We start from the raw sequence: 14113 nt of genomic DNA, 5'->3' as shown, positions 1-14113 counted from the left end.
TTTAGAACAACTAGATACAAAAACTTTTGCCTAGTTCTAGCGTAATTTTCTTAACGTTAAATAGACCCCATATATAAGCAGATTGGTATTACTTTTTAGCTAATAAAGTAAGCTTACCCAAAGTAATAATCGCTTGCTCTATCTGCTCGCTCCACGGCACACCATAACTTAACCTGACGCAGCTTTTATACTTATTAGAAGCTGAAAAAATCAGCCCAGGAGTAATACTAATACCAACCTCAAGAGCAAGTAAAAACAATTTTTGACTATCGTACTCGCTTCCTAAATCTAGCCACATTACGCAGCCTCCTTTTGGATCGCTTATACGTGTATTTTTTGGCATAGCTTGTTGTAAACACCATCGCATACGCTCTTTATTATCGCGTAGGCGCTGCCTGAGCACCTTTAAGTTACGGTCGTACTCGCCGCTGGCAATAAATTCTGATAACGCCCATTGGTTTATTAACGAAGCAGAGCAACTTAGTGCTCGTTTATATCGCCTCGCTTGTGTTGCAAACTTACCGGCAACGACCCAACCTACACGATAGCTCGGCGCTGCCGTTTTAGAAAAAGATGAGCAACTGATCACTAATCCTTTTTTAGAATACGCTAAAGCAGGTGTGCCTCGTTTTGCCGTAAAATATAAATCGCCGTAAACGTCATCTTCAATAAGCACTACGTCGTGACTTTCGAGTAGCTCCACCAGCTGCTGTCTATTTGTATCAGGCATAAAGCTGCCCACAGGGTTACTAATTGCAGTCGAGAATAAACACGCTTTTATGTCATGCTCATTTAAAGCGCGCTCCAAATCGCTTAACCAAATGCCATTATCTGGGCACAGTGGTATTTCGAGCGCTTTCAGGCCTAAGCTTTCTATTAGCTCTATAATCCCGTGATAACAAGGTGTCTCAATAGCCACTACATCGCCTGGCTTTGTCACACATTTAAGTGCAATAGCCATGGCCTCTTGCGCACCATTGGTGATCACAAGCTCGTCCATATCAATACCAATGCCAAAATCTAAATAGCGATGCACTAATTGCTTTTTCAGCGGTACGAACCCATCTGTCGGGCCATAGTTTATGGCTTTACTGCCCGCAATTGTCATTACACGGCGCATGTTTCTGGCAAGTGCTTTATCGGTAGGTGCAGCAGCAATTGGGTTAGCGATACCAAAAGGGACTACGTTCGCTTGATGAATCGCGCTGTACACCTGCTCTATTAAGGCTTGTTTATTTACCACAACAGGTTCGCGACTTAATTTAACTCGCTTAGGTAAATTATGCGCCATGCTAACGACTTTTAAAAAATATCCTGATTTTTCACGCGCCTCTACCAACCCTTGATCTTCAAGTGACTGGTAAGCTTGTTTTACAGTGGGGATACTTATGCTTAAGCTATCTGCCATTTTACGCAGTGATGGAAGTTTTTCGCCGGGGAGTAAAACTTGTTGAGCGCTCATATCTCTAATCAACTGAATAACTTGCTGATATAAAAACTCATGCCCTTGGCTATTTTTTTGTCTTATCATCACACACCAAATCTGTATAGGTTACATTTTTACTTTTCTGTATATGGCAAGTATACAGATAGGTCTTAAAATAGCCATTCAATCGGGCTTTGGAGACTAACCATGAAAAGTGCAGTGCTATACATTACAACCGTTTTAATTTGGGGCTCAACTTGGTTAGCCATAGAGTTTCAGTTAGGTGATATTGCGGTAGAGTTATCGTTATTTTATCGCTTTGCTATTGCAGCGCTTTTAATGTGGTTATATGTAGCGTACAAAAAACCCGACATGCGATTTAAGTTACTGGATCATGGTTTTTTTGCTTTGTTGGCTATTTGTAATTTTGGCTTAAATTACTTAATGCTTTACTGGGCACAGAATTACTTAACCTCCGCTATGACTTCTATCGCCTTTTCAATGCTGCTGGTTATGAACATAGTCAATACTCGATTATTTTTTGGTAAGCCTATCTCAAAACGAATTTATACAGGTGCTGTACTCGCTGTACTAGGTATTACGTGTCTGTTTTGGCCACAGTTACAGCTGTTCGACTTAAGTAACGGGGCATTGGTCGGGTTACTACTTGCCCTTGGTGGCACCTTTGTGGCTTCATTGGGAAACATGGTAAGCGTTCGTAATTCTCGTAAGCAAATTGGTGTATTGCAAGGCAATGCATGGGGCATGTTATACAGCGCTATAGGCTTAGCTTTATATGTATTAATGAACGATGTGCAATTTAGCTTAAACGCGCCACCAAGTTACTGGTTATCACTACTTTATCTATCAATATTTGGCACTGTAATCGCTTTTGGCTGTTATTTTGCATTGCTCAGAAATATAGGCCCTGAAAAAGCCAGCTACGTTATTGTTTTATTCCCATTAGTGGCAGTAACACTGAGTAGCTTTTTTGAAGGCTTTGAATGGCACGCAAATACCTTTGCAGGATTTAGCCTAGTGCTATTAGGTAACGCCATTGTGCTTACCCCAACAAAACGAATTAACGCCTTTTTAGCTAATAGAGCAATGGCTAAAAGTGGCTCCGTCCCCAGTTAGACGCGTTATTAACGCAACTAACGTAAAAGCGCCTACCCTACTGTAGGCGCTTTTTTATTGGCATATGAAAAAGTAAAACCTGCCCATGCACACTAATAACGGCAGGAGTTTTACCTACCAGTTCACCATCTGCTTCAATCAATAACCCTTGAGTTTTTATAGAAGCTGCATTTAAGCGACTGTAGTTAAGGTTTTTTATATGCTGATGGCGCTTAAAAAACAACTTCATAAAGCTTATTACATTATAAAAAAGCCCACCCGATCGCATTTGATAACACTCAAGCAGCCCATCAGTTAAATCTGCTTTTGGCGCTATTTCTAGACCACCACCAAAGTACTTATGATTAGCAAATACGGTAATTAAATTTTTATACTGCCGAGCATCGTTATTAAACGTACCTTGTAACTGCTGAGCTTGATAATAAAATAGCTCTTTAATGCTCGTACAACTGTAATCAAAAGATGAAAAGCAAGCTTCAGCATTAATCGCTTTAACTACATGAGCATCAAACCCGACCCCTGCAATATTAATAAAATAGCGGCTATTAATTTGTCCTACATCAATTGCTGTCGGTGTATTAAATAATGCCTTTCGCTAATCACCTTCTTTGCAATTAAACCCTCTGGAGAAATCGTTACCTGTACCATAAGGCAATAATGCTAACGTACAGCAGCTCCCTATTAGCGCATTAACCGCCAAGTTCAATGTACCATCACCACCTAGTGCAACTACTTTGGTAAATTTACTTAGTAGCAACCTTATTCGAGCACAGTCATCGCTAAAGCTTCCCGTTGTAGTAAATATACAATAAGAAAAGCGGCGTTTTTTTACAGATGTTCTTAAGCCATGCCAATGATTTTTGGCTCTGTTTTTTGATACTTGGTTGATTAATTATTAGTAGTGACAAGCTTTTGTTTCCAACAATGTATTTAAGAACGAAGAAAAAAGAGTTTAATTGAGTTTTTTTAATCTGAATAACTAGTCAAAAAAGATTGTGTAAAATGCATATAAATAAATAAAAACACAAAAACACCAGTATTAATGGGATTAAAGCCGACTTTATTTTAACTATTTATGCAAAAACGATAATAAAAAACACTGAACCGCACATTAACAAAATAAATTCGGATTAATTTAACTAATCCGTCAGACTCAATTTTTATCGTTGTATTTTTAATCAAACAACGTGCAAAATGCACGCGATTTCAACATATACAACCCGGAGCAAAATAATGAAACCAATTAACACATTAAATCAAACAGCATCAGCTCAAGTAGCCGTTAAACCAACTAACCGTAAAGCAAGAATGTTAGCTAAACTTAACGTTATTGGTAAAAGACTAGCACTTAGCGGCGCAGCTCAATATAAATAATCACCCAACCATGATTATTTTTCGGTGCAGCGAACACTCAACCACTAAATGAAGTCACTTATTTAGCTCCCCTTGTTTGCTGCAACCTATTTACTTTATTAAAAATTGCCTTAATTTCCCATTATTTACAAAAAAAACCTCATTTACGTACGTTTTTTTAGGCAAACAGTCATTTTGCTATTTACACAGCGGTATCACCTAAGTATTATTCTGCGTCACGGAGAGATGGCAGAGTGGTCGAATGCACCGGTCTTGAAAACCGGCATGGGTTTATAGCCCATCTAGGGTTCAAATCCCTATCTCTCCACCATATTTTAATTGGTGGCTTTTTTACTTCCATCAATACAAACGGTTATGCGTTGGAGAGGTGTCCGAGTGGCCGAAGGAGCTCCCCTGCTAAGGGAGTATAGAGTTTGTAGCTCTATCGAGGGTTCGAATCCCTCCCTCTCCACCATACTTAATTTAAACCACTTAATTGTGGTTTTTTTGTGCCTAAATTTTAACACTGGTACAAAATAGGGAGGGTGAGAACCCTCGACAGGGTTCGACAAAATGTCTGGAACATTTTGGGCCGCTGCAAGCGTCGCGCAGCGATTGATTACATGGATGTAAGCAAGTCTATCCCTCCCTCTGGACCATACTTAATTTAAACCACTTAATTGTGGTTTTTTTGTGCCTAAATTTTAACACTGGTATGAAATTGAAGAGGTTGTTGCTCTTTTGGGAGCTAATAAGTATTTGGGATACTTGGACTCCAAGACTGCGTTGCGCAATAAAATTCAACTTAATACGACAACTAACTTGAAAAACGCCGATAATTAACAACATAAATATTGTTAGGCTCATCTTCTTTTTTACCAAAAAAATTTAAATCACTTCATGACAATTTTTAATGCCTAAATTTTATAAACATTAAACAAATTGTGCCCAGTAATAACTTAGTGCATTATTGACACAACTTTAGCCAATCTAGGTTCAGCTATGATCAAGTTCATATTACTATTAGTTTGCACAGCGGCGCCTTTCTTTACTTTTTCACAAAATACAACAATATATAAGTGTGTAATTAAGGGGATCCCGACCTTTAGCCAAACTCCTTGCGCTAAGGATGCACAAATTATTACACTTAAAGATATAAACGTAATTGAAGCATACAAAAGCTCTACACTTGGCACAGGTATTATCGACTCATCTGTGGATGACTACTTAGAGGTTCAACAAATAGAGCGTGACATAAAACGACTTGAGCTATCTATTGCACAAAGCCAAAAAGAGTACGCGGTTAAAAAACAGCAAATAGATTACATGACTCAAGATAAAGCTAATCGTTTAGGCGCTTCATCTATTGCTGATGCTATAGCAACTAAAACAAATTCGTTAAAGCAGGCCTACGACGCATCAATCAATCAAAAACAACAAAAAATAGAGTCATTAAAACAACGAAAACAGCAGATTGGTAAAAACCTTTAAACGTTCGCTTTATTATTAAAATAAACTACTCAACGTCTTCTCGGGTATTGAAAATATGTGGTGATACTGGTATTTCAAATTTACGAGTATCTAACCTAAATTCACTTTATTGGGCTTTGTAAGTACTGCCCGGCAAAAAATTAACTAACAACACCTCCGCTACTATTGCTACTCATCAATGGTGCAATACTCTTGATTAGTTGCTCATAAATAAGTGTAGGCATAATTGAATTATGTCACCTTCGATTTTAACACCTGCCGCTCTGATTATTATAAATGCCAAACTTAAATTGATTTTGATACAAAAACCAATTATGTAATCAGCATCAGCAAGAAAACATTATTACTGACTCAACGTTATTGAATACGCTCTTGATTACCTCAAAGGGCCTGTAAACAGCGCGGGGTAACTTAAATTGTACTGCAAATATAGGGTCAAACGTTGTGTTAAAAAGTCATTTGGTAAATAACCGTTGCCATTATAAAAAGGCCGCAAATAACTCACTGTTAGCTATACTGATATTTCAAACGGTAATAATAATTCCTTGGACTTCATGTGAAAAATTTTAACTCTAAATCTAACTCTATTATTTTTTACATCATTTTTGCTTTTGCCTATTTTTTAGTAGGCATTGGCCTCACTAAACTTGCTTTTAACTCTCAAATAATTCCAATATGGCTGCCTGCCGGCATCGCGTTGGTAGGTTGCTATATTTGGTGGTGGCGCTTCATACCGCCATTATTTGCAGCAGCAATCGCCTTTAATTTAAATATTTTTGATAACTCTGCCCACGAAATGGTGCTCATTGGTAACTCATTTTACGAAGCTATGTTTATTTCTTTGGGTGTGGTTATTCAAGCTATGGTAGGGGCTGCTTTACTAAAATTTTGGCTTGGCCATCCACTACACTTTAAAAATCGCAAAAAAATTATTTACTTTATTCTGGTCATCGCTGTATTAGTAAGCTTAATTTCAGCTAATTTTGGCGTATATGCACTTAGTCAATTTAACTCTGTTTATAACATTGATAACCATTGGAAAAATGTTACTTATTGGTGGCTTGGTGATACATTAGGAGTGTTAATTGCAACCCCATTTTTACTCTCTTTATTACAGCAAAAATCAAATCAGCACACTATATCAACACTTCCAATCCTTGCCGTGTGTTCTATTTTATTTATATCGGTAGTGATAACAACACAGTTATACAACCGTGAAAATAGAATAAACACGATTAAAATTGCTGAACGCGAAGTTCAAATTATAGAAAACAGCCTATATAGATATATAAATGAAAGTATTATTGCAGTGCAAAGCTTAGCAAGCCAAGTTCAATCGTCACCTCAATTAGCGCAACAGGATTTTTACTCCTATACAAGCCAGTTACTCGAACAGCATTCGTTTATTAAAGCTTTATCGTGGAATGTAAAGGTTTCTCAAGCTCAAAAAGAAGATGTTATAGATGATATATCAAAAGCTTACCACCTAAATACAAAAATTACTGGTGAACCGCTTGAACCAAATGATCCACTTGTAATTATAAAATACATAGCGCCTTTTATTGGAAACCAAAAAGCGATCGGCTTTAATGTCTATTCAAATCCTGATAGAAAAGCATCTCTGCAAAACCCAGCTATAAAATACTTACCTATAAGTACTAAAATAATTCAGTTGGTACAAACAACAAAACCCAACCCCGCTTATTTATTATTTGCCCCGGTATATGATCAATCACAAGGTATAGAGGCAATTAAGGGATATGCTACTGGCGTGTTTTTAGTAGACAGTATTATTAATCAAGCGATTTCTAAGCGACAATCTGATATGTTTTCTATCGCTGTGCACGAGGATACTAACAAACCTGCATTTTATAGTAATTATACTAAAAACCTTAATCCGGCTTTTGGCAGTAATTTAATGTCGTTCAATCTCTACTTCGGTGGACAACAATGGACTGTAAAACTGGCCCTTAAGGAGAATTACTTAGTCCAGCGTAATACTCAACTCACTTTATTCCTTCTGATTCTACAAGCAGCTGTGTGCGCTTTAATTTTAATAGTTCTCATGCTTTTTAATCAGCAACAAATAGAACTAACACGTCAAGTTGCTAAGCGAACCCATTCACTTGCACAAGCAAAAAAACAGTCTGACTTAGCCAACCAAGCTAAAAGTCAATTTTTGGCTAATATGAGTCATGAAATACGCACTCCTTTAAATGCGATTATAGGTTTCTCTTCGTTAGTACATAAAGAGGACAATGCGAGTACGCTTATGGGTTATTTAAATCAAATAAACTCATCATCTAAAAGTTTATTAAATCTAATAAATGACATTCTCGATATATCAAAAATAGAATCACAACGACTCACTTTAGAATCCATTCCATTTGATTTGAACGACGTTATAAAGCGCATAAGTAACATGTTCGAACAAAGCGCAATAAGTAAAAATATTGAATGGAAGGTTAACTGCAACCTGCCAGTTGATACATGGTTTATTGGTGATGCTATACGTATAGAGCAAATACTACTTAACCTATGTAGTAATGCGATTAAATTTACAAACAAGGGCGGCATAACACTTAATATTAATACAGAGTTTGTCTGCGCTAACAACGTTAAAATTGCAATGAGTGTCGTTGATACTGGTATAGGCATTAAATCAAACCAACATAACAAGCTGTTTGCTGCATTTACTCAAGCTGATAACTCTACTTCAAGGCGGTTTGGTGGTACAGGTTTGGGTTTAACCATAGCTAAAGAATTAAGCCAATTAATGGGGGGAAAAATAACCCTTGAAAGTGAATTAGATAAAGGCTCAACTTTTACATTTTTAATACAATTAGAGACAATTGAGCCACAAAAGCAGCCCATTGTTACTCTTGAAAGTACTAATATTACGTCTTTAAGTATTTTGGTTGCAGAAGACAACCCGGTAAATCAAATGGTTATTAAAGCGATGCTTGGCTCGTTAGGGATTGTACCGTATATAGTAGAAAATGGTGAGTTAGCGGTAGATATAGTGAAAAAACAACATTTTGATTTAGTCCTTATGGATTGCCAAATGCCTATAATGGATGGCTATAGAGCAACGGCACTGATCAGGCAGTTTAAAACCGAACAAGAACTCCCTATTATTGCTTTAACTGCCGACGTTATGCCTGAGGATAAAGCACATGCACAAGCAGTTGGATTTAATCAACATCTTGCAAAACCGCTTGAACTCATTAAGCTAACCGAGTGTCTTGTCCAATATGCAGTAGTTAATGAATAATAATGGTTTAACTTTAAGAGTCGCTTTAAGAATAGCTTTTGGTTTTGTTTTAAGTGTTTTTTCGCATATTACTGTCGCTCAAAGCTGTATATCGCAGGCGAGCGACTTTAAATTTATAACAAAAAGCAAGCAACAAGGCTTATTACGCTTTGAAAATAAGCATAACCACCAGCGCTTTAATTACCACGCCCTTTTACCATTTAATGATTACTTAGATTACGCGTATAAGCATATAAATAAAGCCAACCCCCGTGCAAATATGCCATGCCCTGTTATTACACAAACGTATCAGCAATTAGTAACGCAAGGTAAGCGAAAACCTGACCCTACTATTGCAGATATTACTGCTCCTTTTGAGCTCACGCATCCAAACAGTAATAAAGTTGCACTACTAATCCACGGGCTAACTGACTCCCCCTTTACGTATCACGATTTAGCACAAGTGTATTATCAGCAAGGCTATACCGTGCGCACTGTATTATTACCAGGACATGGTAGTGCCGCAAGTGCCTTACTCAATGTAGACGTTAGCCAATGGCAACAAGCTATAAAGTACGGGGTTGAACGCTCGGTGCAAGACTTTGATGAGGTAATACTCGCAGGTTACTCAACCGGTGCAGCGTTACTTATTGATTATGCAACCAAACAAACTACCTCACCAAAAATTAAAGCGTTAATGCTTTTTTCACCTGGCTCTGAGCCGCATAACAAACATGGTTATATGGCAAAGTGGATTGATGCCATACCCTTTGTTAATTGGATTGATAAAGACGCCGATGTGGACTTTGCTAAATATGAATCATTTCCTTTAAACGCAGCTACCGCTTCGTACGATGCAATGTCACTTACAAGTGTTAGTAGCTTAAACAAACGCTCTGCACTCAAATTGCCTATTTTTAGTGTACTTTCCGACATTGATACCACAATAGATACGCGTGCCACGCTAAAGCTATTAAGTGCGTTACACAAAGGTAATTCAATCGAATATAAGCCGCTCGATACTTTAGTACTTTATGGAAGCACCGATATTTTACCGACGGGATTTACTAGTGACTACGCAGTAAATAATCCGCAATGCACAACACCTCAGTGTAAAAAGGTTCATGGTATATCGCATATTGCTGTTGTTAACTCACCGCAAAATCCACATTATGGAATTAACGCAACTTATCGTAATTGTGGTAGCTTTATTAACGACGAATCTCTGTACAAAACATGTAAAACAACTAAAAACCCACAACTAGGAGAGCGTACAAGCGCCAACTTAAAACATTATCCGGCTTTACAGCGCTTAACGTATAATCCTCATTTTACCGAGCTTAAAATGCAAATTAATACGTTTATTAAAAAAGTGGAAAACCTACAAGGTAAGTAGTTATGGGAACATTTTCGCACCAATGGTTTAACAGCATTAATGCAATAGACCAAACGCAGTGGCAACGTTTATTTGGTGATGAACCATTTACTCAACATGCTTTTTTATATGCCCTTGAACAAAGCCAATGCGTAACACAAAAAAGCGGTTGGCAGCCCCATCACCTCGCTATTTTTGAAAGTGATACGCTCGTTGCACTTGCACCCGGGTATTTAAAAAGTCATTCATACGGCGAGTACGTATTTGATTGGGCGTGGGCTGAGGCATACGAAAAACACGGTTTAGAGTATTACCCCAAGTGGCTATCTGGCATTCCCTTTAGCCCTATTGAAGGCAAGCGTATTGCTATCGAGCACGCTAACCCAAATGCGGTATATCAATACATTACAGAGCAACTGAGCATACACAGTGCTCAGCAAAGATGGTCGGGATGGCATGTTAACTTTTGCGATCAAGCTCAAGCAACATCATTAACTGAGCAACACGCCATGCTAAGAGTGGGTGTGCAGTTTCAGTGGTTTAATAAAGGTTTTGAAACCTTTGACGACTTTTTGCAAATACTTAGCTCACGCAAACGTAAATCCCTTAAAAAAGAGCGAGCTAAAATAGCGCAACAGAACATTAATATTGAATGGCTGCAAGGCACATAAATTACGCCCGAGATAATGCAATTGTTTTGTGAGTTTTATCAGCGTACCTACTTAAAGCGCTCTGGTCATTTGGGCTATTTAAATATGGAGTTTTTTACGCTTTTACATGCCTTAATGGCTAATAGTCTCGTTATTATGCTGGCCAAAAAAGACGACAGCGTGATTGCTGCAACACTTAGTTTAGTAGGTAAAAACACGCTTTATGGGCGCTACTGGGGAGCAAGCGAAGAAGTAGATTCGCTGCACTTTGAGTTGTGTTATTACCAAGGTATTGAGTTTGCAATAAAGCATAAACTCAGCTGTTTTCACTCGGGTGCACAAGGCGAGCACAAAATAGCGCGCGGATTTGAACCCGTCCTTACCTACTCTGCTCACCATATTGTTGACGGCGACTTTAGTAATGCAATCAGCGACTATTTAAAACGCGAACGCCGCCATATTGATATATATAAAGAGCAATGTAGCTCATTACTGCCGTTTAAAAACGAGTAACTGATTGTTTGCAGGCATGGCTGTATCACTAATAAGCGTAAGCCCTGCTTGCTTGGCTAGTTGCTCAACCGCTTCAAAGTCTCTTATTCCACTTAATGGGTCGCGCTCTGTTAAAAAAGCACTAAAGTCGTCATTACTTGGGCTGGTAAAGTTACCTTGGTATTTAAATGGACCATAAATACATAACATACCTTCGCTATTTAAGTGACGTTTAACACCGTCAAAAAAACGTTCAACTAATTGCCAGCTTACAATATGAAATGTGTTTGCAGTGTAAATAGCGTCAACTTTATCTACTGGCCACTCATTATTTAAATCAAGCTCAAGTGGTGCATGTAAATTAGTTAAATTAGCTTCACTATGCCATAAATTAATGCCTTCGTGGTTAATCGAACGATCACTTGTATGCCATTGTAAATGTGGTAATTGCTCTGCAAAAAAAACACTATGCTGGCCGGTTCCTGAGCCGACTTCGAGTACTGTTTTAATGTTTTTTAAAACGTCTTTTAATTGCTCTAAAATAGGAGTTTTATTGTTTTCACAGGCTTGTGAAAATGGCTTAGTCATTACGGTGCACCAAAATTGTAGGTTAATGCACAACAGTAAAGCAAATTTGGCTTATTTTGTCGTGATGAAAAAGAGATAATTTTTTAACTCTATTATAATCATTAAGTTAAATTTATTTATTACGGTTGGTATGTAATATGCTTTTATAAAACTAACCCCATAGGGTTTAACTCATTATTAAAACACCAGAGGATAAAATTATGCATATACCCCCTTATACAGCTGTAGACGCAGCTATTGCTATAACCGAAAAAAACACCGACGATCATAGTTACGCCGTTGATATGAGAGCTACAGTAATCGATTTACTTTCGCACCCTAAACATAATCAACAGGCGATGACCAAACATGAAACAGATCAGATATTTATTCTTGGCTACAATTAAAACTCAAATTAGTATCGCAAATAATTTTCATAATAACTGTTTACACTGAAACCGATTAAATGTAATGATAACTATTATCGTTAAATTGAGTCGGTTTTTTTATGCCTTCAAATCATGCCCCACACCGTTACCATCAAGAACTCTCTTGCCATTGCTTAAGACCCGGCTTGCACGCTCCAATGCTGGTTGCCGATTACATAGAAACCGCCCTTAACGTCGCCAAAAAATTTGAGCAACAACACAGTCCCTTGCTTCAAGAGTTTTACCTTAGACGCACACACCATGAAATTATGAACAAAATGTGCGACCCTCTTATACATAATACTATCCGTAAACAATGTGTGGAGCAGTTATACAAACCATTATTGGCATTAAAACGGTTTTATAAGGTGCATAACAATACTGCACAATTTTTAATACTTGAGCGTGAAGCTCGTATTCTTAGTCACGAATTCAACCCATTTTAAGGCGCACACTTATGAGCAACTTTAGAACAGAATCAGACAGTATGGGTGAACTACAAGTACCTACCAATGCACTCTATCAAGCACAAACACAGCGAGCCGTTAATAATTTTGCCATTAGTGGCTTACCTATGCCAAAGCAATTTATAACTGCACTGGCTTACATAAAACAAGCCGCAGCACAAAGTAACTGTGAGCTTGGCCATTTAAGCGAAGCTAAAGCCGATGCAATTGAGCAAGCTTGTCAAAGTATTATTGATGGCGAGTATGTTGAGCATTTTCCCGTTGATATTTTTCAAACAGGTTCGGGCACAAGCTCAAATATGAATGCCAACGAAGTTATTGCAACACTTGCTAGCCGATTAGGCAGTGAAAGCATTCATCCTAATGATGACGTAAACATGGGACAAAGTTCTAACGATGTAATCCCTACCGCTATCGCACTCAGTAGTGCAATAAATATAGTGTATGAATTACTACCTTCGCTTGAAAACTTATCACAAAGCCTAGAAAATAAAAAAGCTGAAATAGGCCATATAGTTAAAACGGGTCGTACACATTTAATGGACGCAATGCCTGTTACCTTTGACCAAACTCTAAGTGCATGGCAGTCACAAGTTAATCATGCCGCAGCAGGAATTAGATATAGCTTAGAGCGTGTATGCGAACTTGCACAAGGCGGTACAGCCGTTGGAACAGGAATAAATGCAGACCCTAAGTTTGCAGCCAAATTTGCAGAAAACCTGAGTGCTAATGTAGGCATTAGATTTACGCCTAGTAGTAACTTTTTTTATAACATAGGCTCACAAGACGCTATAGTAGCGCTTTCGGGGCAATTAAAAGTACTCGCTGTAGCACAAATGAAAATAGCGAACGACTTACGCTGGATGAACTCAGGACCACTTGCTGGCCTTGGTGAAATAGAGCTTGAAGCACTTCAACCGGGCTCGTCTATTATGCCAGGTAAGGTAAACCCAGTAATACCAGAAGCCGCAGCCATGGTAAGCGCACAAGTTATTGGCAACGATGCCACTATTACAGTAGCAGGCCAAGCGGGTAATTTTGAGCTGAACGTAATGCTACCAGTCATTGCTTATAATATTTTACAAAGCATTGAATTACTTGCCAATAGCACGCAAGCATTAGGCGATAAAGCCATTGCCAGCTTTAAGGTAAATCAGCCTAATATAGATAAAGCGCTCGCTAAAAATCCAATTTTGGTCACTGCGCTCAATCCGGTGATCGGTTATGAAAAAGCAGCGAAAATAGCAAAGCAAGCCTATAAAGAAGCCCGCCCTATTATTGATGTAGCCGAACAAGAAACCGATTTACCACGCAATGAACTCGAAAAATTACTTAATCCCACCAAGCTTACGCAAGGGGGGCTTTAATATAGCGATATTTAATAACCACTTTAATTACTTGATTATATAGTTTTTATTGCCGTTAAAAATGCACCGTGTATGATAGTGATGAATATTTCATCACTATCAAGGTT

At 38.1% G+C, this 14113-nt stretch carries 12 protein-coding genes, 2 tRNA genes and 1 pseudogene; 11 read left to right on the top strand and 4 right to left on the bottom strand.

From position 1 onward, the window contains the following. Positions 1-88: 88 nt before the first annotated feature. The gene (locus tag P20652_RS05335; protein WP_008170600.1) at positions 89-1531 is read right to left on the bottom strand and encodes a PLP-dependent aminotransferase family protein; all 1443 of its coding nucleotides are present in this window, start codon (positions 1529-1531) and stop codon (positions 89-91) included. Between the two features lie 102 nt (positions 1532-1633). Here P20652_RS05335 and P20652_RS05340 point away from each other — a divergent pair, with 102 nt between their 5' ends. Beyond that, complete coding sequence (locus P20652_RS05340; protein ID WP_008170598.1) at positions 1634-2563, top strand: DMT family transporter; 930 nt, start codon at positions 1634-1636, stop codon at positions 2561-2563. Between the two features lie 37 nt (positions 2564-2600). On the opposite strand, the gene P20652_RS21085 is transcribed toward P20652_RS05340, so the two are convergent. Both P20652_RS21085 and P20652_RS21500 read right to left on the bottom strand, forming a co-directional pair. Next, positions 2601-3050, bottom strand: a complete 450-nt coding sequence (locus tag P20652_RS21085) for a diacylglycerol kinase family protein (protein ID WP_237707140.1) — start codon at positions 3048-3050, stop codon at positions 2601-2603. A 108-nt stretch (positions 3051-3158) separates the two neighbouring features. After that, positions 3159-3452, bottom strand: coding sequence for a diacylglycerol kinase family protein (locus P20652_RS21500; RefSeq protein WP_237707139.1), 294 nt, complete (start codon positions 3450-3452; stop codon positions 3159-3161). A 344-nt stretch (positions 3453-3796) separates the two neighbouring features. Between P20652_RS21500 and P20652_RS20495 the strand changes: the two genes are divergently transcribed. From P20652_RS20495 to P20652_RS18650, 7 genes and pseudogenes are all read left to right on the top strand, one after another. After that, positions 3797-3937 carry a hypothetical protein gene (locus P20652_RS20495; protein ID WP_008170592.1) on the top strand — a complete coding sequence of 47 codons (141 nt, stop codon included), beginning with the start codon at positions 3797-3799 and terminating at the stop codon, positions 3935-3937. Positions 3938-4156: 219 nt separating this feature from the next. Then, positions 4157-4247: transfer RNA gene (locus P20652_RS05345), tRNA-Ser, on the top strand. 51 nt (positions 4248-4298) lie between these two features. Then, positions 4299-4391 (top strand) — tRNA-Ser (locus P20652_RS05350). Positions 4392-4918: 527 nt separating this feature from the next. Beyond that, positions 4919-5407, top strand: a complete 489-nt coding sequence (locus P20652_RS05355; RefSeq protein ID WP_008170589.1) for a hypothetical protein — start codon at positions 4919-4921, stop codon at positions 5405-5407. Between the two features lie 556 nt (positions 5408-5963). Next, positions 5964-8681: an ATP-binding protein gene (locus P20652_RS05360; RefSeq protein ID WP_008170586.1), complete on the top strand. Its 2718-nt coding sequence runs from the start codon at positions 5964-5966 to the stop codon at positions 8679-8681. Beyond that, positions 8674-10056, top strand: coding sequence for a carboxylesterase (locus P20652_RS05365; RefSeq protein ID WP_008170583.1), 1383 nt, complete (start codon positions 8674-8676; stop codon positions 10054-10056). The genes P20652_RS05360 and P20652_RS05365 overlap by 8 nt, the downstream gene beginning before the upstream one ends. 2 nt (positions 10057-10058) lie before the next feature. Next, positions 10059-11198: pseudogene (locus P20652_RS18650) on the top strand (GNAT family N-acetyltransferase). Here P20652_RS18650 and P20652_RS05370 read toward each other — a convergent pair. Next, positions 11175-11765: a DUF938 domain-containing protein gene (locus P20652_RS05370; protein WP_008170577.1), complete on the bottom strand. Its 591-nt coding sequence runs from the start codon at positions 11763-11765 to the stop codon at positions 11175-11177. The pseudogene P20652_RS18650 and the gene P20652_RS05370 overlap by 24 nt on opposite strands. 200 nt (positions 11766-11965) lie before the next feature. On the opposite strand from P20652_RS05370, the gene P20652_RS05375 reads away from it, so the two are divergent. The 3 genes from P20652_RS05375 to P20652_RS05380 all read left to right on the top strand — a co-directional run bounded on the left by P20652_RS05375 (position 11966) and on the right by P20652_RS05380 (position 14006). Then, complete coding sequence (locus P20652_RS05375) at positions 11966-12151, top strand: hypothetical protein (RefSeq protein WP_008170575.1); 186 nt, start codon at positions 11966-11968, stop codon at positions 12149-12151. A 101-nt stretch (positions 12152-12252) separates the two neighbouring features. Continuing rightward, a complete protein-coding gene (locus P20652_RS18645) occupies positions 12253-12618 on the top strand; it encodes a hypothetical protein (protein WP_237707138.1) in 366 nt (121 codons plus the stop codon). An 11-nt stretch (positions 12619-12629) separates the two neighbouring features. After that, positions 12630-14006: a lyase family protein gene (locus P20652_RS05380; protein ID WP_008170571.1), complete on the top strand. Its 1377-nt coding sequence runs from the start codon at positions 12630-12632 to the stop codon at positions 14004-14006. The last annotated feature ends 107 nt before the right edge of the window (positions 14007-14113 follow it).

Origin of the sequence: Pseudoalteromonas sp. BSi20652 (assembly GCF_000239855.1) — a bacterium.
GTDB lineage: Bacteria > Pseudomonadota > Gammaproteobacteria > Enterobacterales > Alteromonadaceae > Pseudoalteromonas.
The sequence above is the reverse complement of the archived record's forward strand: the minus strand, read 5'-3'. Positions and strand labels throughout refer to the sequence as shown.

Bases quoted from the DNA above. Each gene is read 5' to 3' on its own strand.
- P20652_RS18645 (WP_237707138.1), top strand. From the start codon at position 12,253: ATGCCTTCAAATCATGCCCCACACCGTTACCATCAAGAACTCTCTTGC.
- P20652_RS05335 (WP_008170600.1), bottom strand. From the start codon at position 1,531: ATGATAAGACAAAAAAATAGCCAAGGGCATGAGTTTTTATATCAGCAA.
- P20652_RS20495 (WP_008170592.1), top strand. From the start codon at position 3,797: ATGAAACCAATTAACACATTAAATCAAACAGCATCAGCTCAAGTAGCC.
- P20652_RS05370 (WP_008170577.1), bottom strand. From the start codon at position 11,765: ATGACTAAGCCATTTTCACAAGCCTGTGAAAACAATAAAACTCCTATT.
- P20652_RS05340 (WP_008170598.1), top strand. From the start codon at position 1,634: ATGAAAAGTGCAGTGCTATACATTACAACCGTTTTAATTTGGGGCTCA.
- P20652_RS05355 (WP_008170589.1), top strand. From the start codon at position 4,919: ATGATCAAGTTCATATTACTATTAGTTTGCACAGCGGCGCCTTTCTTT.
- P20652_RS05365 (WP_008170583.1), top strand. From the start codon at position 8,674: ATGAATAATAATGGTTTAACTTTAAGAGTCGCTTTAAGAATAGCTTTT.
- P20652_RS05375 (WP_008170575.1), top strand. From the start codon at position 11,966: ATGCATATACCCCCTTATACAGCTGTAGACGCAGCTATTGCTATAACC.
- P20652_RS05380 (WP_008170571.1), top strand. From the start codon at position 12,630: ATGAGCAACTTTAGAACAGAATCAGACAGTATGGGTGAACTACAAGTA.